Source organism: Janthinobacterium sp. HH106 (assembly GCF_001758725.1).
Taxonomy (GTDB): Bacteria; Pseudomonadota; Gammaproteobacteria; order Burkholderiales; family Burkholderiaceae_D; genus Janthinobacterium.
Genome location: NZ_LRIC01000019.1, coordinates 194,162 through 215,443 on the forward strand (window position 1 = coordinate 194,162; position 21,282 = coordinate 215,443).

A 21,282-nucleotide genomic window follows, 5' to 3' on the forward strand; every position below is an offset into this window, starting at 1 on the left:
GCCGAGGGATTGTTGCGTTGAATCAAGTTCTTGCGGTCGCTTTGGCGGATTTACGACACAAGGACGTTACACTAAGGGACGGCCTGCACTGATGGGCCTGGAGACGACTCACTATTATTAGAATCATTGACTCAATATCGAGAATCGATGGCAAATCGCGAAACATTAGGATTGATCAAGGGGGCACGTGCTGGCGACGTGGCTTGCCAACTGGCGTTGGGCCGGGTGTATCTGTTTGGACACGGTGTGCCGCAAAGCTTGCCGACGGCCTTGCACTGGCTGGCGCGGGCGGCCCAGGAGGATAGCGAGGAAGCGTGCCGGCTGATTGGCACCCACGTGCCTTTTGAAGTCGCGCAACCGGCAGCCAAGGCGCTGATTCCGTATTACGCGCAAGCGTTCGATGCGGGCCTGGTGCAGGCGGGCCTGGTACTGGCGCAACTGGTGCTGGGCAACGCCGCCAGTCACTGTGAAGCTTTGCGCGCCAAGGCGCGCGTGGCGCTGGACGCTGCCGTACGCGCCGGCTTGCCCGATGCGCAATGGTTGTTGTCGCTACAAGAAAAATCATCGGCAACACCGGGGCCGGCCACCAGCGTGGCTGGCGAGCAGGCCTTCGATGGCGACGCGCCGCTGCACGCCTGGCTGGAGCAGGCTTGGCGCCAGGGCAACCATGCGGGTTTTCTGTCGCAAGGCTTGCCGCTGGCGCGCGAGCTGCTGCAGCGCCAGGCCGCCGCCGGGGCGCGCACGATCGCCCTCGGCGCGCAGCAGGTGCTGTTGCTGTCGCGTTGCGCCCAGGCATTGGCGCCAGGCGGCGATGCCGAGGGCTGGCAGTGCTGCGAGCTGGCCGCGCATGGCGGCGACCGCACGGCGCAGCTGGAGCTGGGACTCGGCTATGCGCGCATGGATGCGCACGGCCAGCGCCTGGCCACGCGCAACGGCGCCGCCAATTTCAAGCGTGCCGTGCGCTGGCTGACGCAGGCGGGCGAGCAGGGACTGGCCGAAGCCTGGTTCGTGCTGTCGCGCATCTATACGAAACCGGAATTTTCCCAGCGCAATGTCGTCGAAGCGCATTTCTGCCTGGAGCGCGCGGCCGACCTGGGGCATGGGCCGGCGCAGCTCGAGTGCGGCATGCATGCCTGGCGTAACCGCCGCGACGGCGTCAACAACGATGTGCGCGCCGCGTATTGGCTGCTGCAGGCGCAGGCGCAAGGCAGCCGTGAAGCGGAGGCGGCGCTGGCGAAAATCGCGCCTCGAGGCGAGCCCGGCGACTGGGGCCAGTGCGCCGCCATGCACGCCGACGGGCATGGGCGCCAGCTGGGCCAGAACCACCCCCTGCTGGCGGCGCGCCTGGAACTGGCGCGCTGCTTTCATCTGTCGCGTGCCGAGGCCTTGCTGCTCGATATCCACGCGGCCGACCAGGGCCATTGTCTGTTGATCGATATCAGCGCCACGCATGGCCGCGGCAAGCGGCGCCTCGTGCTGGTCCGCACGGCGCAGGAGCGCCAGCTGCTTGATCAGGTGGTGCGCCTGTTCGAGCGCGTCGATTGCGGCGTGGCGGGGCCGGAAGGCAATTACCGGCAGCGCCTGTATCGCTTGAAGTGCTATCTGGCGGAACTCGATGTGATACAGGAACAGCAGTTCCTGGCAGCCTGACTTTTACTTCTGACCTTCACCCGTCTACAGCTCGATCGTGCCTTCGAACACGGTCACTGCCGGGCCCGTCATCAGGACGGGCTGGCCGGGGCCTTGCCAGGCGATCGACAGTTCGCCGCCGCGCGCGCTGATGCGCACGGGGGAATCGAGCAGGCCGCGACGGATGCCGGCCACGGCAGCGGCGCAGGCGCCCGTGCCGCACGCGAGGGTTTCTCCCGCGCCCCGTTCAAACACGCGCAGTTTCACGTGCTGGCGGTCGACGATCTGCATGTAGCCGGCGTTGACGCGGCGGGGAAAGCGCGGGTGGTGCTCGATCAGCGGGCCCGTCACTTCCAGGTCTTGCGCATCAACATCGTCGACCACTTGCACGGCATGCGGATTGCCCATCGAGACGACGGATACCAGCACGGAAGCTGCGTGGCCCGGCAAGGCCAGGTCCAGCGGCCATAAGGTGTCGTTGCCTTGCGCTACACCGGCGAGGCCGGCCGCATCGAACGGTACCAGCTGTGGCTCGAGCACGGGCGCGCCCATGTCGACCGTGATGCTGCCGTCGAGTTCCAGGCGCGGCGCGATGACGCCGGCCATGGTTTCCACGCGGATGCTGGCCTTGCTGGACAAGCCTTTTTCGCTGACGAACTTGACGAAGGCGCGCGCGCCGTTGCCGCACTGTTCCACTTCGCCGCCATCGTTGTTATAGATGCGGTAGCGGAAGTCGCAGCCGGGCAGGCGCGGCTTTTCCACCACGAGGATCTGGTCGGCGCCGATGCCGAAACGGCGGTCGGCCAGGCGCTGCCATTGGGCCGGCGTGAAGTCGATGTCCTGATTGATGGCGTCGATGACGATGAAGTCATTGCCCGCGCCGTGCATCTTGGTAAAGTGGAGTTTCATGTTCTGCCGTATCACTTGTGCTGGTTATAGAACGAGGCTTCGCCTTCCGGACGCGTCTTGAAGCGTTTGTGCGTCCAGAAATACTCGGCCGGCGCTTCGCGCACGCGCTCTTCGATGAATTCGTTCATGCGGCGCGTGGCGGCCGTGATGTCGTCGCCCGGATAATCGTCCCAGGCCGGGTAATAGGTCACTTGCCAGCCTTGGTAATTGGGTAAAAAAGTGGCGATGACGGGAATCACCTGCGCCTTGGCGGCCAGCGCCAGGCGCGCCGTGGCCGTCAGGGTGGCGGCTGGCACGCCGAAGAAGGGCACAAATTCTGCATCCTTTTCGCCGAAGTCCATGTCCGGCAGCATGAAATACGGCAAGCCGTCGCGCAGCGCGCGCAAAATCGTCTTGATGCCGTCCTGGCGCGTAAACAGCTTGGGCGGCTTGAAGCGCGAACGGCCGTTGCGCAAGGCCTGGTCGAAGGCGGCATTCTTTTGCTGCACGTACATTGACGAAGCGGAAATTTCCATGGCCGTGGCGGCGCCGGCCACGTCGAGGCAGACGAAGTGCGGGCACAGCAAGATGGTGGGCTTGGCGGCGATCTGCTGGCCCGGGAAGGCGGGTACCTTTTTGATCAGGCGGTTCAATCGCGCTTCCGATGACCACCACAGGATGCTGCGCTCCCACACACTGCGCGAATAGGCCTGGAAATGCTGGCGCGCCAGCGCCACGCGCTGGGCTTCCGTCAGTTCCGGCATGCACAGGCGCAGATTCGTCAGGGCGATGTCGCGCCGTTTCGGCATGGCGATGAACAGCACGCTGCCGACGGCCACGCCGAAGCGGCCGAGGATGGGCAGAGGCAGCCAGTGCAGCAGCCACATGAAGGCGATCAGCAGTCTCATGCCTGCTCCCCGGCGGCATCGGTCGTGGCGGGCGTGGGCGGCGGCGCGCCGCGCGGCACTTTATAGCGGTTGTAGCTCCACAGGTATTGCGCCGGGCTGCGCGCGATCAATTGCTCCATGGCCGCATTGATGGTGCGCGCCTGTTCGGCCGAGCTGCTGTCGAGCGACTCGGTGAAGGGCACGAAATGCACGACATAGCCGCGCCCGCCCGGCAGGCGTTCCGCGTAGGTGATGATGACTTCGGCGCCGCCCATCTGCGCCAGCTTGGCGGGCAGGGTCATGGTGTAGGCAGGGCGGCCGAAGAAATCGGCCCACACGCCTTCACCTTCCTGCGGCACCTGGTCGGGCAGCAGGCCGATCGGTTGTCCCTTTTTCAGGCATTTGGCGAAGATGCGCACGCCCGACATGTTCGCCGGCGCCAGCATCAGGTTTTCGCGCGCGCGCGCCCCTTCGATCAGCGGTTTCAGGGCGGCGCGCTTCGGCGGGCGGTACATCACGGTGAGCGGCGTGCGCAGCGCAATCTGCTGGGCGACGATTTCAAAGCAGCCCAGGTGTGGTGTCAGGAAGACAATGCCGCGGCCATGCTGCAGCGCTTTTTCCACCAGTTCCCAGTTTTCCACCGTCGCATGGCGCGCCACGCGCTCGGCGGGGGCGCACCAGATGAAGGGCAGTTCCAGCACGCTCTTGCCCGCTTCGGCCACGGCCGTGTGCAAGTGTTGCGAAAACCCCGCACCTTGCATGTTCTCGCGCATGCGGCGGCGGTAGGACGGGGAAATGGCGTAAATCACCCAGCCCAGTACAGCGCCAAGGCCATGCAGGACGGGCAGGGGAAAGACGGACAAGAAGCGGAAAATTGGGACTAACATGTATAAGCTGTTTCCAAGAATGGCGTGTTGCCGTGCCAAAATTTTTTAAGAAGCGTAAAATACCACGTATGCAGTAACCGCTGAGTTAATAGACAACTTGCGAAGCGGAATATAAATATCGCTAAAGCGTCGCAGGCAAAATCCTCTTTACTGCGACAGAACATTCACATAGTAATCAGGAGCTTGCAATGTCAAACGACTATCTCTTCACTTCCGAATCCGTTTCGGAAGGCCATCCCGACAAGGTTGCCGATCAAATTTCCGACGCCATCCTTGACGCCATCCTGACCCAGGATCCAGCCGCCCGCGTGGCCGCCGAAACCCTGTGCAACACGGGTCTGGTGGTACTGGCTGGCGAGATTACCACGCACGCCAATGTTGATTATATTCAAGTTGCGCGCGAAACCATCAAACGCATCGGCTACGACAACACGGAATACGGTATCGACTACAAGGGTTGCGCCGTGCTGGTGGCCTACGACAAGCAGTCGCCGGACATCGCGCAAGGCGTCGATGAAGGTGCGGGCATTGACCTGGATCAAGGCGCCGGCGATCAGGGCCTGATGTTCGGCTACGCCTGCGATGAAACGGCCGAGCTGATGCCTGCCGCCATCCACTACGCGCACCGCCTGGTCGAGCGCCAGTCGCAACTGCGCAAGGATGGCCGTCTGCCATGGCTGCGTCCGGATGCGAAATCGCAAGTAACCCTGCGCTACGTCGACGGCCGCCCCGTCGGTGTGCACACGGTGGTGCTGTCGACCCAGCATGCGCCGGAAATCTCGCACAAGCAGATCGAAGAAGCCGTCATCGAAGAAATCATCAAGCCCATCCTGCCGCGCGAATGGCTGACGGAGACCAAATTCCTCGTCAACCCGACGGGCCGTTTCGTCATCGGCGGTCCGCAAGGCGATTGCGGCTTGACCGGGCGCAAGATCATCGTCGACACCTACGGTGGCGCGGCCCCGCACGGCGGCGGCGCGTTCTCGGGCAAGGACCCATCGAAAGTCGACCGTTCGGCAGCGTATGCGGCCCGCTACGTGGCGAAAAACATCGTCGCGGCCGGCCTGGCGCGCCAATGCCAGGTGCAGGTCAGCTACGCCATCGGCGTGGCCAAGCCGATCAACATCACCGTCTACACGGAAGGCACGGGCGTGATTCCCGACGCGGAAATCGCCAAGCTGGTGCTGGCGCACTTTGATCTGCGTCCAAAAGGCATCGTGCAAATGCTCGACCTGCTGCGCCCGATCTACCAGAAGAGCGCCGCCTACGGCCACTTCGGCCGCGAAGAGCCGGAATTCACGTGGGAGCGCACGGACAAGGTCGCCCTGCTGCGCGACGCTGCCGGCCTGAAGTAATCTAGCCCGCTTGCAAAAGAAGCGCCCCGGCCAGCTGGCCGCGGGCGCTTTTTTTATATGTTGTTAGTTGGCAATGCATGGCGAACAAGCTGGCGCGCCGGCATTGACGATGTTAAAATCCACCGTCCGAGGAGCGTTGCGACGAAGAAATTCGCCAGGCTCGGAATATCCTGCAACCGCGCTCACGTACCTTTTTCAACAACTGAAAGGAGGGCGTGATGAACGCCGTACTCAAATCGCAACACGACTACACCATCGCCGATATCACCTTGGCCGCATGGGGCGACAAAGAAATCAAGATTGCTGAAACGGAAATGCCTGGCCTGATGGCCATCCGCGAAGAATTCGCGGCGGCGCAGCCTCTGAAAGGCGCGCGCATCACCGGTTCCATCCACATGACCATCCAGACCGCCGTGCTGATCCAGACCCTGGAAGCACTGGGCGCGCAAGTGCGTTGGGCATCTTGCAACATTTACTCGACGCAAGACCACGCCGCCGCCGCCATCGCTGCCGCTGGCACGCCTGTGTTCGCCGTCAAGGGCGAGTCGCTGGACGACTACTGGGAATACACGCACCGCATCTTCGAATGGCCGGATGCTGACGGCAAGGCTGTCTACTCGAACATGATCCTCGACGATGGCGGCGATGCTACCCTGCTGCTGCACCTGGGCGTGCGCGCGGAAACCGACCTGTCGGTGCTGGCCAACCCGGGTTCGGACGAAGAAATCTGCCTGTTCAACTCGATCAAGAAGCACTTGCTGGCCGATCCGACCTGGTACTCGAAGCGCCTGCCGGAAATCCTCGGCGTGACGGAAGAAACGACGACCGGCGTGCACCGCCTGTACCAGATGCACAAGGAAGGCAAGCTGGCTTTCCCTGCGATCAACGTCAACGATTCCGTCACGAAATCGAAATTCGACAACCTGTACGGCTGCCGCGAGTCCCTGGTCGACGGCATCAAGCGCGCCACCGACGTGATGATCGCCGGTAAAGTGGCCGTCATCGCCGGTTACGGTGACGTAGGTAAAGGTTCGGCGCAAGCCATGCGCGCCCTGTCGGCGCAAGTATGGGTGACGGAAGTCGACCCGATCTGCGCACTGCAGGCGGCGATGGAAGGCTACCGCGTAGTGACGATGGATTACGCGTGCGAACACGGCGACATCTTCGTCACCTGCACCGGCAACTATCACATCCTGACGCACGATCACCTGACGCGCATGAAAGACCAGGCCATAGTCTGCAACATTGGTCACTTTGACAATGAAATCGATGTCGCTTCGTTGAAACAATACGAGTGGGAAAACATTAAGCCGCAAGTCGACCACATCATCTTCCCGTCGGGCCGCCGCATCATCCTGCTGGCCGAAGGCCGTTTGGTCAACCTCGGTTGCGGCACGGGCCACCCGTCGTACGTGATGAGCTCGTCGTTTGCCAACCAGACGATCGCCCAGATCGAGCTGTACGCGAACACGGCCAACTACCCGGTCGGCGTGTACACCCTGCCAAAACACCTGGATGAAAAAGTCGCCCGTTTGCAACTCAAAAAGTTGAATGCGCAGCTGACGGAACTGACGCAAGAGCAAGCCGACTACATTGGCGTGCGCACGGAAGGTCCATACAAGCCAGAGCACTACCGCTATTAATTTGGCTGGTTGCTCCGCGAGCCTACTGCGCGACGCGGGGCGCGGCCGGCGATGCTCGCTGTACATAAAGTACAGCTGCGCTTCTCGGCCACGCCGCACGTCTGCTCGCTACGGCTCCCGAAGCAACGATACTTCGCGGACTACATTGAAAGCCGGCTGCGGCCGGCTTGCCCCTCTTTTTTGACAGGCTAGAGAAATGCGCTTGCTACTGATTTGGTTTATCAATGCGGCAGCCCTGTTTGCCGTCCCGTATTTGATGCACTCGGTGACGATGAGCAGCGGCTGGACCGCGCTGCTGGCCGCTGCCGTGCTGGGGCTGGTCAATGCGCTGATCCGTCCCTTGCTGATCCTGCTGACCCTGCCCGTGACGTTCCTGTCGCTGGGCCTGTTCATTTTGATCATCAATGGATTCCTGTTCTGGCTGGTGGCGCAGGTGATCGATGGTTTCCATGTCGCCAGTTTCTGGTCTGCCGTGGGCGGCGCCATTCTGTACAGCATCATTTCCTGGGCCTTGTCGACCTTACTTTTGAGTAATGACGATGGAAAAGCATAATTTCAGTATTGAGTTTTTCCCGCCGAAAACCCCGGAAGGGGCGGAAAAGCTGCGCGCCACGCGCGTCAAGTTGTCTGAATTGCATCCGAAGTATTTCTCGGTGACGTTCGGCGCGGGCGGCACGACGCAGCAGGGCACCCTGGACACCGTGCGCGAAATCCTGGCGGCCGGCGAACAGGCCGCACCCCATCTGTCTTGCGTGGGCGGTTCGCGCGAATCGATCCGCGCCGTGCTGGGTGAGTTCAAGGCGGCCGGCGTGAAGCGTATCGTGGCCTTGCGCGGCGACTTGCCCAGCGGCTACGGCGCCTCGGGCGAGTTCCGTTACGCCAACGAGCTGGTGGAATTCATCCGCGCCGAGACGGGCGACCATTTTCATATCGAAGTGGCCGCCTATCCGGAGGTGCATCCGCAAGCCCGTTCGCCGCAAGACGACCTGAACGCGTTCGCGCGCAAGGTGCAGGCCGGCGCCAATGCGGCCATCACCCAGTACTTCTACAATGCCGACGCGTATTTCCAGTTTGTCGAGCAGACGCAGAAGATGGGCATCAACGTGCCCATCGTGGCCGGCATCATGCCGATCACGAACTACACGCAGCTGATGCGCTTTTCGGACATGTGCGGCGCGGAAATTCCACGCTGGGTGCGTCTGAAACTGGCCAGCTTCGGCGACGACAGCGCGTCCATCAAGGCTTTTGGCCTGGACGTGGTGACGGGGCTGTGCGAACGCCTGTTGGAAGGCGGCGCGCCAGGCTTGCATTTCTATAGCATGAACCAGGCGGCGCCCACGACGGCCTTGTGGCAGCGCCTGGTGAAATAAACCGTCCTGACTTGTCAGAACAGATCGCCCTCGGTCACGATGTGATCGAGGGCGATGTCGTATTCGCCGTTGGGAAAATTTGCCGCCAGGCAGGCATAGGCGACGCCGAGGGTGTGCGGACGGGGCGTGGCCGCCAGGGTGCGGTCGTAATAGCCGCCGCCATAGCCGAGGCGAAAGCGTTCCTGGTTAAAACCCAGGCAGGGCACGAGCAGGGCGGCGGGCGCCTGGCGCAGGCGCAATTGCGCGGGCACGGCCACGCCCATGCCATCCTTGACCATGGGCTCGCCCGGCGTCCAGTCGGAAAATGCCAGCGGCGCATGTTTTTCCAGCACCACGGGCAAGCTTAATTGCACGCCGCGCGCGGCCAGCTGCGCATATGCCTCGTGCAAGTCCGGCTCGCCGTGCAGGGGCCAGTACACGCCCAGTTCCTTGACGTTTTCCCCGGCGCACCAGCCGAGCAGGCGCTGCGCGATGGCCGCATCCCACCTTGCTCGCGTGGTCTCGGGCAGGGCGCGCCGGGCCGCCAGCAAGGCTTTGCGCAAGCCGGCTTTTTCCTGTGGCGCAATGGGTGGCCGTGTAGCCGGATCGCATGTTATTCTAGGGTCGCTATTCATATCACCATCAAGTTAAGATTGAGAGTCGTACATTGATTTCCCCACTGAAATGGATTGCCGGCACGATGCTGTGTGTTGCATCGGCCTTGTCTCCCCTGGCCGCCCTGGCCCAGGTATCCACCACCGTCCCCCCAGCCGCCCCCGACACGCGCAGCGAGGACGATGCCTTCCTGCTGCTGCGCGACGCCGCGCGCAAGGATGACGTCGAAAAAGCCGACTTTTATGCGGGGCGCCTGACGAATTACCAGATTCCATCGTATGTTGACTATTATCGGCTGAAACCGCGCATCAAACTGCTGACCGAGGCGCAATTTCGCGATTACCTGAACCGCTACAAGGGCAGCGCCATCGCCGACCGTTTCCGCAACGACTGGCTGCTGGAACTCGGCCGCAAGCGCGACTGGGTCGTGTTCGATGAACAATATCCGCAATTCGCCCTCGACGACGACACCCAGCTCAAGTGCTATGCGCTGATGTCGCGCGCCGCCAAGGGGCAGAACGTGGCGTCCGAGGCGCGCAAGCTGCTCGTCGCGCCGCCTGGCTATGGCGAAGCGTGCGGCAGCCTGATCGCGGCATTGGCGCAAAATGGCCAGTTCGACGCGAACGACCTGTGGGCGCAGATCCGCCTGGCGGGCCAGACCAACGCCACGGGCCCGGCGCGCCGCATCGCGCTGCTGCTGGGCGCCTCCGACGCGAAGATGGCGCAGGCGATCGACTTGCCCGCGCTGGTGCTGGCCAAGGGCCCCGGTCTAAGTCGCGCCGACCACGAGATGTACCTCGTGGCCGTCGGCCGCATGGCGAAAAGCACATTAAAACTGGGCGTGGTGGCGCTGCAAAAGGCGAGTGCGCAGCTGACGGCACAGGAACAGGCCATCGGCTGGGCCAGCCTGGCCCTGCAGGCGTCGTATTCGCTGGCGCCGGAAGCATTCGAATATTGGCAAAAAACCAATGGCGCACCGTTGACCCAGGAGCAGATGCAATGGAAGGCGCGTATCGCCTTGCGTGAAGGCAACTGGCCGCAGGTGAAGGCGGCGATCCAGGCCATGCCGGCCTCGCTGCGCACGGACCCGACCTGGGTCTACTGGCTGGCGCGCGCGCAGCAGGCGGAAACGCCGGGCCGCCCGAATGCGCAGGCCGATGCCCTGTACCGCACGATCAGCGATCAATCGAATTTCTACGGCTTGCTGGCCAATGAAGAGCTGGGCAACCACCTGGTCTTGCCGCCGCCGGGCCAGCCCGTCACGCCGGCGGAAATCGCCGCCATGGCCGCCAATCCGGGCTTGCAGCGCGCCTTGAAATTCTTCAATATGCGCTTGCGCTTCGAGGGCACGCGCGAGTGGAACTGGGAATTGCGTTCGATGACGGACCGGCAACATCTGGCGGCCGCGGAATTTGCGCGCCAGAACAATGTGCTCGACCGCATGGTCAACACCTCGGACCGCACGCGCCTGGAAGTGGACTATACGCAACGCTACCCGACGCCGCACGACGACGTCATGCATCCGGCCACGCAAACCCTGGGCCTGGACAAGGCCTGGGTGTACGGCTTGATCCGCCAGGAATCGCGCTTCATCATGGATGCGCAGTCGCACGTGGGCGCGTCCGGTTTGATGCAGGTCATGCCGTCGACGGCCCGTTATGTCGCCAAGAAGATCGGCCTGACCGATTTCGTCACGGAAACCTTGAGCGATGTGCGCACCAACGTCTTGCTGGGCACGAATTACCTGAACATGGTGCTCGGTGGCCTCGACGGTTCGCAAGTGCTGGCCAGCGCCGCCTACAACGCGGGGCCGGGGCGCTTGCGCATCTGGCGCGCCACCATGACGCGGCCGCTGGAAGGCGCCGTCTTTGCCGAGATCATTCCCTACACGGAAACGCGCGGCTACGTGAAAAACGTGATGGCCAACGCCACGTATTACGCGGCCCTGTTCGAAAAAAGCCCGCAGTCGCTGAAAGCGCGCCTGGGCACCGTGGGGCCGAAGAATAGCGCCGTTTCTGCCGATTTGCCATCATCCAACTAAAGCTAGCCGACCATGCAAACGACCATCCTTGATCCCAGCCTGACGCAAACCCTGGCCGCCGCCCGCGAGCCGGGCCTTACCCTCATCATCGGCAACAAGAATTACTCGTCGTGGTCGATGCGCCCGTGGGTGGCCATGACGGCCTTCGGCATTCCGTTCCACGAAGTGCGCGTGCTGCTCGACCAGAGCGACACGGCCACCAAAATTGCCGAATATTCGGCTTGCGGCCGGGTGCCCGTGCTGCTGGCGGGCGAGATCACGATCTGGGACAGCCTGGCCATCTGTGAATACCTGGCCGAGCAGTTTCCAGATAAACACCTGTGGCCGCAGGATGTGGCCGCGCGCGCCATGGCGCGTTGTGTCTGTGCGGAAATGCATTCGGGCTTTACCGGCTTGCGCACGGATATGTCGATGAATATCAAGGCGAAGTTGCCGGGCCGTGGCCGCACGGCCGCCGCCCAGGCCGACATCGGCCGCATCAGCGAAATCTGGGAAGAGTGCCTGTCGCGCTTTGGCCACCACCAGTTCCTGTTTGGCGAGTTTTCCATCGCCGATGCGTATTTCGCCCCCGTCGTCATGCGTTTCCGCACGTATGGCGTGTCGCTGGCGCCGGCCCTGAACGCCTACTGCGAGCGCGTGCAGGCGCACCCTGCCGTGGCCCGCTGGATCGCGGAAGCGCTGGCGGAAACGGAAACGGCGCCCAAGCACGACGCGGAATTGCCTGATTAAGAAAAGAGTGTTATGAAGATATACACGGTCGGTGGCGCGGTGCGCGACCAACTGCTGGGCTTGCCCGTGAAAGACCACGACCACGTTGTCGTTGGCGCCACGCCGGAAGACATGCTGCGCCAGGGTTTCCGGCCCGTCGGCAAGGATTTTCCCGTCTTCCTGCACCCGAAGACGCAGGAAGAATACGCCTTGGCCCGCACGGAACGCAAGACGGCCCCCGGCTACCGCGGTTTTGTCTTCCACACGGCGCCCGACGTCACCCTGGAAGACGATCTGGTGCGGCGCGATCTGACCATCAACGCCATCGCGCAAGCCGAGGATGGGACCTTGACCGACCCGTTCGGCGGCATTCAGGATATCCAGAATAAAATCTTCCGCCACGTCTCCGACGCGTTCGGCGAAGACCCCGTGCGCATCTTGCGCCTGGCCCGCTTTGCCGCCCGTTTCGACGCCTTTACGGTGGCGCCCGCCACCATGGCCCTGATGCGCCGGATGGTGCTGGACGGCGAAGTCGACGCCCTGGTGGCCGAGCGCGTGTGGCAGGAAGTGGCCAAGGGACTGATGGAAAGCCATCCTGCGCGCATGCTGACGGTGCTGCACGAGTGCGGCGCACTGGCGCGCATCATGGGGGAAATTACCATCAGCGAGCGCTTGCTGCAGGTCGTCGACCACGCGGCCGCGCAAGGTCATGACTTGCCCGTGCGCTTTGCCGCCTTGATGCTGCATTTGAGCAAGGATGCCATCGAGCAGCTGAGCGAGCGCCTGCGCGTGCCCAACGAGTGCCGCGAACTGGCCGTCATGGCAGCGCGCGAGCTGGACAATATCAACGGCGCGCTGGACTTGGGCGCCGAGGCCATCGTCAGTCTGTGCGAACGCTGCGACGGCTTGCGCAAGCCGCAGCGCTTCGTGCAACTGCTGCAGGCCGTGGCTTGCGACGGACTGGTCACCGGCGGCTTTCCCCAGGCGGCGCGGCTGCAGGGCGGGCTGGACGCGGCGCGCGGCGTGAATGCGGGTGCGCTGGCGCAAGGCTGTACGGAGCCGAAACGCATCCCCGAAATCATCCATGTGGCGCGGGTGGCGGCCGTGGCGGCCTTCCTGGCCCAGGCTTGAACGGCGGGAATAGGCTACAATACGGCAGATGCTGCACTGCACAATAACGGCCTGACGTGCCGCAGCACCGCTTCCAGGAGTCGACGTGACCTTACCCAAGCTGTTTCAAAACCCGTTTCGCCGCTGGCTCAGCCGTAGCGGCGGCGGGCGTCCGACCGTGCTCGTCAAGCAATTGCATGAGCGCGACCGGCGCCGCATGATGAAGCATTTCCTGTCGCTCGAGAAAAGCGACCGCCTGCTGCGCTTCGGCAGCGCCTTGCCCGATGAACTCGTCGCGCAGTACGTGCAAAAGATGGATTTCTCGCGCGACATGATCTACGGCGTCTACAACAGCCTGTTCAAACTGGTGGGCGTGGGCCATCTGGCGTTCGCGCCGAAGGACCAGTCGCCGGCGAAAAGCGTGGTGACGGACAAGGAGCAGGTGGCGGAATTTGGCGTGTCCGTGTCGAAATCGATGCGCGGCATGGGCGTCGGTTCGAAACTGTTCGAGCGGGCGGCGATTCACTGCCGCAACAACGATGTCGATACCCTGTACATGCATTGTTTGTCGTCCAACAAGACGATGATGCATATCGCCAAGAAGGCGGGCATGGAAATCCAGCGCGACTATGGCGAAGCTGATGCTTATTTGAAACTGTTGCCGCCGAACCCGACGAGCATGCTGCAGGAAGCCGTGCAAGAGCAGTTCGCCATGTTCGACTATACGTTCAAGGCGAATGCGCGCGCCGCCAGCAAACTGTTCGAACGCTTGCCGGGGCGCAAGAAGCAGCCCGGGCCGCCATCACAATAAGGGTAGTGCCGTCGTATCCTTGATGCGCTGCAAGGCAAAGCTCGATTTCACGTCCAGCACGGCCGGGTGGCGCAGCAAGGTGGCCATCATGAAGCGCGAAAAGTGCTCCATATCTTCCACGTGCACGCGCAACAGATAATCCATTTCGCCCGTCATCGCATAGCAGGCCACCACTTCCGGCCAATGCGCCACGGCCACGGCGAAGTCGGCGCGCGGCGAGGTATTCGTCACCAGATTCGGCGCCAGCACGCGGGCCGTGCTGTGGGCCGTGGCGTCGCTGTGCTTTTCCAGCCGCACGTTCACGTAGGCCAGCAAGCCCAGGCCGATCTTTTCCGGGTCCAGCAGGGCCACGTACTGGCGGATCACGCCCGCTTCTTCCAGTCGTTTGACGCGGCGCAAGCATGGCGACGGCGACAGGCTGACCTGCTCGGCCACGTCCTGATTCGACAGGCGGCCATCGGCCTGCAGGACGGCGAGGATCTTGCGATCCGTTTTATCCAGCGTAATTTTGCTCATGCTTCCTCCGGTGGTTCGTATTTCACGCAATATTATTGCGCAAATCATGATTGTTCGGGAGATCTTTGGCATTTAATGCCCGTGACCCACGCCTATACTGTGCGCTACTTCTTGGAGGAGACATCATGCAATTTCAGCCTTGGGATAACCCGATGGGTACCGATGGTTTCGAGTTCGTCGAGTATGCAGCACCAGACCCAAAAGCATTGGGCAAGCTGTTCGAGAACATGGGATTCACGGCCATCGCGCGCCACCGCCACAAGGATGTCACCCTGTACCGTCAGGGCGACATCAATTTCATCATCAATGCCGAACAAGATTCGTTCGCGCAGCGTTTTGCCCGCCATCACGGCCCGTCCGTGTGCGCCATCGCCATCCGTGTCGACGACGCGGCCTTCGTGTATCGCCGCGCGCTGGAACTGGGCGCCTGGGGTTTCGATAACAAAACGGGTCCGATGGAGCTGAATATCCCCGCCATCAAGGGCGTGGGCGATTCGCTGCTGTACTTCGTCGACCGCTGGCGCGGCAAGGGCGCCGACAAGCCGGACGCGGCCGCACCGGGCGGCATCGGCGACATCAGTATCTATGACGTCGATTTCGTCGCCATTCCCGGCGCCGTCGCCAATCCCGTCGGCCATGGCCTGACCTACATCGACCACCTGACGCACAATGTGCACCGCGGCCGCATGAAGGAATGGGCGAGCTTCTATGAAAACCTGTTCAACTTCCGCGAAGTGCGCTATTTCGACATCGAAGGCAAGCTGACGGGCCTCAAATCGAAGGCCATGACTTCGCCGTGCGGCAAGATCCGCATCCCGATCAACGAATCGTCAGACGACAAGTCGCAGATCGCCGAATACCTGGACCAGTACCATGGCGAAGGCATCCAGCACATCGCCCTGGGCACGGACAATATCTATGCCTCCGTGCAAGGCATGCGCGATACGGGTATCGATTTCCAGGACACGATTGAAACGTACTATGAGCTGGTCAACCGCCGCCTGCCGAACCACGGCGAGCAGCTGGAAGAACTGCGCCGCCTGCGCATCCTGATCGATGGCCACAGCACGGAAAACGAACGCGAACTGCTGCTGCAGATCTTCACGCAGACGGTGATCGGCCCGATCTTCTTCGAGATCATCCAGCGCAAGGGCGACCAGGGCTTCGGCGAAGGCAACTTCCGCGCCCTGTTCGAGTCGATCGAGCTGGACCAGATCAAGCGCGGCGTGCTGAAAGATACGAGCGCGGCCTAAGCCGGGGGCTGCTGTTTGTCGGCTTACGCCGTTCCGGCTAAGCCGACCTACAGGGTTGATCCTGGCTGTATGTCGGATGAGCGGGGCCGCCGAGGCGCAGCGTCATCCGACATTGCCAGCAAGCGGCCAATATCTGTAGGTCGGATGAGCGCAGCGTCATCCGACATTGCCGACATTGCCAGAAAAAGAAGCAGCAAAAAGGCAAGAACACGGGAGTGCAGCGCAGCAAAGAACTGCGCGCCTTCCTGTGGTAGTCTACGACAAACAAGTCATTTTTCCGCACCGGCATTGCTCATAAAGCGCGGCCGGTACGTGTGAGTTCAACCGACCTGCACGCGTAGCACAGAGAATAATGGAGACAAGTAATGAATGCACCAATCAAGGGCTCGAGTCTTGAGCCGGGCGCGCACGCGTCCGAAATTTCCCTGAACGACAAATACACGCTCGAGCGTGGCCGCGCCTTCATGACGGGCACGCAAGCGTTGATCCGCCTGCCCATGCTGCAGCGCGAGCGCGACCTCAAGGCGGGCCTGAATACGGCCGGCTACATCACCGGCTACCGCGGTTCGCCTGTGACGTCCGTCGACATGACGGCGATCAAGGCCAAGAAATACCTCGATGAACACCACGTCAAATTCCACCCGGGCCTGAACGAAGACCTGGCCGCCACGGCCGTCTGGGGCACGCAGCAAACGAATCTGTTCGAAGACGCGAAGTACGATGGCGTGTTCGGCATGTGGTACGGCAAGGGCCCCGGCGTCGACCGCTGCGGCGACGTCTTCAAGCACGCGAATAACGCCGGTTCCGCCAAGCATGGCGGCGTGCTGGTGCTGGCCGGCGACGACCATGCGGCGAAATCGTCGTCCACGGCGCACCAGTCCGACCATATCCTGAACGCCTGCGGCATCCCCGTGCTGTACCCGTCGTCGGTGCAGGAATACATCGACTACGGCTTGCATGCGTGGGCCATGAGCCGCTACACGGGCTTGTGGGTCTCGATGAAATGCGTGACCGACATCATCGAGTCGGGCGCCGCCGTCGATTTCGACCCGGACCGCGTGCAGATCACCCTGCCGACGGACTTCGAGATGCCGGCCGGCGGCCTGAACATCCGCTGGCCCGACACGGTGCTGGAACAAGAAGTTCGCATGAACAGCTACAAATGGTATGCGGCGCTGGCGTATGCGCGTGCCAACAAGCTCAACAAGATCATCTGGGACAGCCCGAAGGCGCGCATCGGCATCATCACGGCCGGCAAATCGTATCTGGACACGCGCCAGGCGCTGGCGGATCTCGGCATCGACGAGCAGACGGCGTCCGACATCGGCATCCGCCTGTACAAGATCGGCATGACCTGGCCGCTGGAAGCGGACGGCGTGCATGAATTCGCCAAGGGCCTCGACGAAATCCTCGTGGTGGAAGAAAAGCGGCAAATCCTCGAATACGCGCTGAAGGAAGAGCTGTACAACCTGAAGGACGGCGAGCGTCCGCGCGTGGTCGGCAAGTTCGACGACACGGGCGAGTGGAGCAACCAGAAGGGCACGGGGCACGGCGACTGGCTGCTGCCGGCCACGTATGAACTGAACCCGGCCATGATCGCCCGCGCGATCGCCAGCCGCATTTCGCGCTACTACGCGGGCCACCCCGTCGAGCAGCGCGTGAAGGAACGCATCGCCTACCTGGAAGCGAAGGAAAACGTCCTCAAGGCCATCAGCGTAAAACCCGATCCGCAAAAGGACCGCACGCCGTTCTTCTGCTCCGGCTGCCCGCACAACAGCTCGACCAAGGTGCCGGAAGGCTCGCGCGCGCTGGCCGGCATCGGCTGCCACTACATGGTGCTGTGGATGGACCGCGAGACGTCGACCTTTACCCACATGGGCGCCGAAGGCGTCACCTGGGTGGGGCAGGCGCCGTTCACGAATGAAAAGCACGTGTTTACCAACCTTGGCGACGGCACGTACTTCCACTCGGGCATCCTGGCCATCCGCGCGGCCGTCTCGGCCAAGGTCAACATCACGTATAAAATTCTGTTCAACGATGCGGTGGCCATGACGGGCGGCCAGGAATTCGACGGCCCCCTGTCTCCGGCCATCATTTCGCGCCAGATCGCCGCCGAAGGCGTCGGTCCCATCATCGTCGTCACGGACGAACCGGAAAAATACCCGGACGATTACGCCTGGGCGGAAGGCGTCACCGTGCGCCACCGTTCCGAACTGATGGACGTGCAGCGCGAGCTGCGCGACATGCCCGGCGTGTCGGCCATGATCTACGACCAGACCTGCGCCTCGGAAAAACGCCGCCGCCGGAAACGCAATGAATACCCGGACCCGGCCAAGCGCGCCGTCATCAACGAAGCCGTCTGCGAAGGCTGCGGCGACTGCTCCGTGCAATCGAACTGCCTGTCGGTGGAACCGCTGGAAACGGAACTGGGGCGCAAGCGCCAGATCAACCAGTCGTCGTGCAACAAGGATTTCTCGTGCACGACGGGTTTCTGCCCCAGTTTCGTCACGGTGGAAGGCGGCGGCCTGAAAAAGCCGAAAAAGGCGGCTGCCGCCGACAAGGACGCGCCAGCCGTGCCGGCCTTGCCGACACCAGCCATTCCATCGACGGCCGAGCCGTTCGGCATTCTGGTGACCGGCATCGGCGGCACGGGTGTCGTCACCGTCGGCCAGATCCTGGCCATGGCGGCCCACGTGGAAGGCAAGGGCTGTTCCGTGCTGGACATGAGCGGCCTGGCGCAAAAGGGCGGCCCCGTGATGTCGCACGTGCGCCTGGCGGACCGCCAGGAAGATATCCACTCGACGCGCGTCGGCACGGGTGCGGCCGACCTGGTGATCGGCTGCGATTTGATCGTCACGGCCAGCCGCGACGCCCTGTCGCGCATGGGAGAGGGGCGCAGCTGGGCCATGATCAACTCGACCAGCTCGTCGACGGCCGCCTTCGTGAAGAATCCGGACTGGCAATTCCCCGGCGCTTCGGCGCGCATGGAAATCGAAAAGGCCTGCGGCAGCGACCACGTCGACTTCATCGACGCGGGCCAGACCGCCACGGCGCTGATGGGCGACTCCATCGCGACGAACATGTTCATGCTCGGTTACGCCTGGCAAAAGGGCAAGGTACCCTTGAGCGAAGCGGCCATCATGAAGGCCATCGACTTGAACAACGTCTCGGTGGCATTCAACAAGGCGGCCTTCAACTGGGGCCGCGCGGGCGCCCACGATGCGGCCAGTCTGGTGCGCATGACCACGCCAGCGAAGGTGGTGGAATTCAAGCGCATCGACACGCTCGACGACATCATCGAAAAGCGCGTGGCCCTGCTGACGGCTTACCAGGACCGCGCGTATGCGCAGCAGTATCTGGACTTCGTCGGCCAGGTGCGCGCCGCCGAAAGCGCACTGAACGGTCCGCACTTGCGCCTGACGGAAGCCGTGGCCCGTTACTTCTACAAGCTGATGGCCTACAAGGACGAGTACGAAGTGGCGCGTCTGTACACGGACGGCGCCTTCCAGGCGAAGATCGCGTCCATGTTCGAAGGCGACATCAAGCTCAAGTTCCACCTGGCGCCGCCGATCATGGCGAAAACGGATGCCCAGGGTCATCTGATCAAGAAGGAATATGGCCCGTGGATGCTGAAGGCCTTCGGCGTGCTGGCCAAGTTCAAGGGCTTGCGCGGCACGGCCTTCGACGTGTTCGGCCATACGGCCGAGCGCAAGATGGAGCGTGCGCTGATCGCGGAATACCGCGCGACGGTGGGCGGCTTGCTGCCGAAGCTGACGACGGCCAAGCTGGCGCAAGCCGTGGCGATCGCCAGCATTCCGGAAGACATCCGCGGCTATGGCCACGTGAAGGAGCGTCATTTGAAGGCGGCGAAAGAGAAGGAAGCGAGTCTCTTGATCGCCTTCAATGCGCCGACGCCGCTGCCGCCCGTCGTGGCAGCACCCGTGGCGGCCACCGTGGCGTGATGGAGTGAGTTCCTCGCTGTAGCAATGGCGCCTGCGGGCGCCATTTTTTTTGTATCAAAGAAAGCAACGCTTGCTGGCGAAACGCATTATAATTTTTCGATAATTTCTTTATGGAAAGTTTCTCATGCATTTCCTGCGACTTGGCTCCCTCGCTGTTTCCCTCGTATGTGTGTTGAGTGCCTGCGGCGGGGGCGGAGGCGGCAGCAGCGACAGCGCGCCCGTCGTCCCGCCCGTGACTCCGACAGGGCCGACGGCGCTGGTTGCCTCCTCCACGGTGGCGAACCGTTGCGAGGCGCCGCGCAGCGGCAGCAGCATCGACAAGCCGGGCAGCTTGCTCGATGAGCAGACGTGGGTGCGCAGCTGGATCGATGAAACGTATCTGTGGTACCGCGAAGTGCCGACCACCTACCTGCCGCAAAGCTTTGCCACGGCCAAGGCGTATTTCGATGTGCTCAAAACAACGGCCACGACGGCGTCCGGCAAGCCGAAGGACCAGTTCCATTTCACGTATACGACGGCCGAATGGGAAGCCTCGCTCAACGGCGTGGAGCTCGGTTACGGCATGTTGCTGGCGCTGACGCGCACCACGCCGCCGCGCAAGGCCGTGATCTCGATCGTCGAGCCAGGCTCGCCGGCCGACCTGGCGGGCTTGCGCCGCGGCGATGAGCTGCAAACCGTCGATGGCACCGATTTCGTCAATGCCCCCGACGCTGCCAGCGTGAAGATCATTAACGCCGGCCTGTTCCCTGCAGCGCAAGGCACGCACACGCTGGCGTTCAGCCGCAATGGCTCGCCCCTCTCGGCGAACCTGCAGGCGGTGGAAGTGAGCACGAGCGCCGTGCAAAACGAGCGCATCATCGACACGCCCACGGGCAAGGTGGGCTACCTGACCTTCAACACCCACAACAACGTGGCCGAACGCCAGCTGGTCGAGACCATGCGCCGCTTCCAGGCGGCCGGCATCAGCGACCTGGTGCTTGACGTGCGCTACAACGGCGGCGGCTATCTCGATGTCGCCAGCGAGCTCGCCTACATGATTGCCGGTCCGCAAGTCACCACCGGCAAGACCTTCGAGCAGGTGCTGGCCAATGACAAGACGCGGCCGGAAGCGCCCGTGCCATTCCACACGCAAAGCCAGGGCTTTGCCGGGCCGAATCCCTTGCCCAAGGGCACGCCTTTGCCTTCGCTGGGCCTCAAGCGCGTGACCTTGCTGACGACGGGCAATACCTGTTCGGCCAGCGAAGCGATCATCAACGGCTTGCGCGGCGTCGACGTGCAGGTCAACCTGATCGGCGGCACGACGTGCGGCAAGCCCTATGGTTTCTATCCCACGCCGAATTGCGGCACCACGTATTTCGCCGTGCAGTTCCAGGGTGTCAACGCCAAGGGCTTTGGCGACTTTGCCGATGGCATGGCGCCAACGTGCGATGTGACGGACGATTACCAGCACGCGCTGGGCGATCCTGCCGAAGCCATGCTGGCGGCGGCGTTGCGCTACCGCAGCAGCGGCAGCTGTACCCCGGCCACGGGCGCGCTCAGGCTGTTGAGTTCGATGGCGAGTCCGGCCGACACGGCGGCACGGCTGCTGCGCCCGCCCTACAAGGAAATTGCTATATTGAAATGATAAA

Annotated in this window: 17 protein-coding genes and 1 riboswitch; of the genes, 12 read left to right on the forward strand and 5 right to left on the reverse strand. The window is 62.8% G+C overall.

The window, feature by feature from the left end:
* The first annotated feature begins 147 nt into the window (after positions 1-147).
* Positions 148-1,650, forward strand: a complete 1,503-nt coding sequence (locus tag JAB8_RS10785; RefSeq protein ID WP_070289492.1) for an SEL1-like repeat protein — start codon at positions 148-150, stop codon at positions 1,648-1,650.
* 24 nt (positions 1,651-1,674) lie between these two features.
* Here the strand turns inward: JAB8_RS10785 and dapF are convergent, their stop codons facing one another.
* Genes dapF through JAB8_RS10800 form a run of 3 tightly spaced genes read right to left on the reverse strand, consistent with a single transcriptional unit; the run spans position 1,675 to position 4,291 of the window.
* A complete protein-coding gene (gene dapF / locus JAB8_RS10790; protein ID WP_070289493.1) occupies positions 1,675-2,538 on the reverse strand; it encodes a diaminopimelate epimerase in 864 nt (287 codons plus the stop codon).
* Positions 2,539-2,549: 11 nt separating this feature from the next.
* Entirely contained in the window at positions 2,550-3,425 is an 876-nt protein-coding gene (locus JAB8_RS10795; RefSeq protein ID WP_070289494.1) for a lipid A biosynthesis acyltransferase, read from the reverse strand.
* Positions 3,422-4,291 (reverse strand): lysophospholipid acyltransferase family protein, encoded by an 870-nt coding sequence (locus tag JAB8_RS10800; protein WP_070289495.1) that lies wholly within the window; start codon positions 4,289-4,291, stop codon positions 3,422-3,424. The genes JAB8_RS10795 and JAB8_RS10800 overlap by 4 nt, the downstream gene beginning before the upstream one ends.
* A 188-nt stretch (positions 4,292-4,479) precedes the next feature.
* Here JAB8_RS10800 and metK point away from each other — a divergent pair, with 188 nt between their 5' ends.
* From metK to metF, 4 genes are all read left to right on the forward strand, one after another.
* Positions 4,480-5,646, forward strand: a complete 1,167-nt coding sequence (gene metK / locus JAB8_RS10805) for a methionine adenosyltransferase (protein ID WP_034783537.1) — start codon at positions 4,480-4,482, stop codon at positions 5,644-5,646.
* Positions 5,647-5,768: 122 nt separating this feature from the next.
* Positions 5,769-5,837: riboswitch (S-adenosyl-L-homocysteine riboswitch) on the forward strand.
* Between the two features lie 27 nt (positions 5,838-5,864).
* Positions 5,865-7,289: an adenosylhomocysteinase gene (gene ahcY / locus JAB8_RS10810; RefSeq protein ID WP_070289496.1), complete on the forward strand. Its 1,425-nt coding sequence runs from the start codon at positions 5,865-5,867 to the stop codon at positions 7,287-7,289.
* Between the two features lie 196 nt (positions 7,290-7,485).
* Positions 7,486-7,842, forward strand: coding sequence for a phage holin family protein (locus tag JAB8_RS10815; RefSeq protein WP_034783534.1), 357 nt, complete (start codon positions 7,486-7,488; stop codon positions 7,840-7,842).
* The gene (metF, locus tag JAB8_RS10820; protein ID WP_070289497.1) at positions 7,829-8,659 is read left to right on the forward strand and encodes a methylenetetrahydrofolate reductase [NAD(P)H]; all 831 of its coding nucleotides are present in this window, start codon (positions 7,829-7,831) and stop codon (positions 8,657-8,659) included. The genes JAB8_RS10815 and metF overlap by 14 nt, the downstream gene beginning before the upstream one ends.
* A 14-nt stretch (positions 8,660-8,673) precedes the next feature.
* On the opposite strand, the gene JAB8_RS10825 is transcribed toward metF, so the two are convergent.
* A complete protein-coding gene (locus JAB8_RS10825) occupies positions 8,674-9,201 on the reverse strand; it encodes a 5-formyltetrahydrofolate cyclo-ligase (RefSeq protein ID WP_070289498.1) in 528 nt (175 codons plus the stop codon).
* A 104-nt stretch (positions 9,202-9,305) separates the two neighbouring features.
* On the opposite strand from JAB8_RS10825, the gene JAB8_RS10830 reads away from it, so the two are divergent.
* The 4 genes from JAB8_RS10830 to JAB8_RS10845 all read left to right on the forward strand — a co-directional run bounded on the left by JAB8_RS10830 (position 9,306) and on the right by JAB8_RS10845 (position 13,923).
* On the forward strand, positions 9,306-11,294 hold the full coding sequence (locus JAB8_RS10830; protein ID WP_070289499.1) for a lytic transglycosylase domain-containing protein: 1,989 nt from the start codon (positions 9,306-9,308) through the stop codon (positions 11,292-11,294).
* Between the two features lie 12 nt (positions 11,295-11,306).
* Positions 11,307-12,023 (forward strand): glutathione S-transferase family protein, encoded by a 717-nt coding sequence (locus tag JAB8_RS10835; protein ID WP_070220832.1) that lies wholly within the window; start codon positions 11,307-11,309, stop codon positions 12,021-12,023.
* Between the two features lie 12 nt (positions 12,024-12,035).
* A complete protein-coding gene (locus JAB8_RS10840; RefSeq protein WP_070289500.1) occupies positions 12,036-13,133 on the forward strand; it encodes a multifunctional CCA tRNA nucleotidyl transferase/2'3'-cyclic phosphodiesterase/2'nucleotidase/phosphatase in 1,098 nt (365 codons plus the stop codon).
* A gap of 85 nt (positions 13,134-13,218) precedes the next feature.
* Positions 13,219-13,923: a GNAT family N-acetyltransferase gene (locus JAB8_RS10845; RefSeq protein ID WP_070220830.1), complete on the forward strand. Its 705-nt coding sequence runs from the start codon at positions 13,219-13,221 to the stop codon at positions 13,921-13,923.
* Here the strand turns inward: JAB8_RS10845 and JAB8_RS10850 are convergent.
* Positions 13,915-14,439 (reverse strand): Lrp/AsnC family transcriptional regulator, encoded by a 525-nt coding sequence (locus tag JAB8_RS10850; protein ID WP_070220829.1) that lies wholly within the window; start codon positions 14,437-14,439, stop codon positions 13,915-13,917. The two genes, JAB8_RS10845 and JAB8_RS10850, sit on opposite strands and share 9 nt — an antisense overlap.
* Before the next feature lie 125 nt (positions 14,440-14,564).
* On the opposite strand from JAB8_RS10850, the gene hppD reads away from it, so the two are divergent.
* From hppD to JAB8_RS10865, 3 genes are all read left to right on the forward strand, one after another.
* Positions 14,565-15,692, forward strand: a complete 1,128-nt coding sequence (gene hppD, locus JAB8_RS10855) for a 4-hydroxyphenylpyruvate dioxygenase (RefSeq protein WP_070220827.1) — start codon at positions 14,565-14,567, stop codon at positions 15,690-15,692.
* A 365-nt stretch (positions 15,693-16,057) separates the two neighbouring features.
* Positions 16,058-19,654: an indolepyruvate ferredoxin oxidoreductase family protein gene (locus tag JAB8_RS10860; RefSeq protein WP_070289501.1), complete on the forward strand. Its 3,597-nt coding sequence runs from the start codon at positions 16,058-16,060 to the stop codon at positions 19,652-19,654.
* A gap of 124 nt (positions 19,655-19,778) precedes the next feature.
* Positions 19,779-21,278, forward strand: a complete 1,500-nt coding sequence (locus JAB8_RS10865; RefSeq protein WP_070289502.1) for a S41 family peptidase — start codon at positions 19,779-19,781, stop codon at positions 21,276-21,278.
* Positions 21,279-21,282 lie beyond the last annotated feature (4 nt).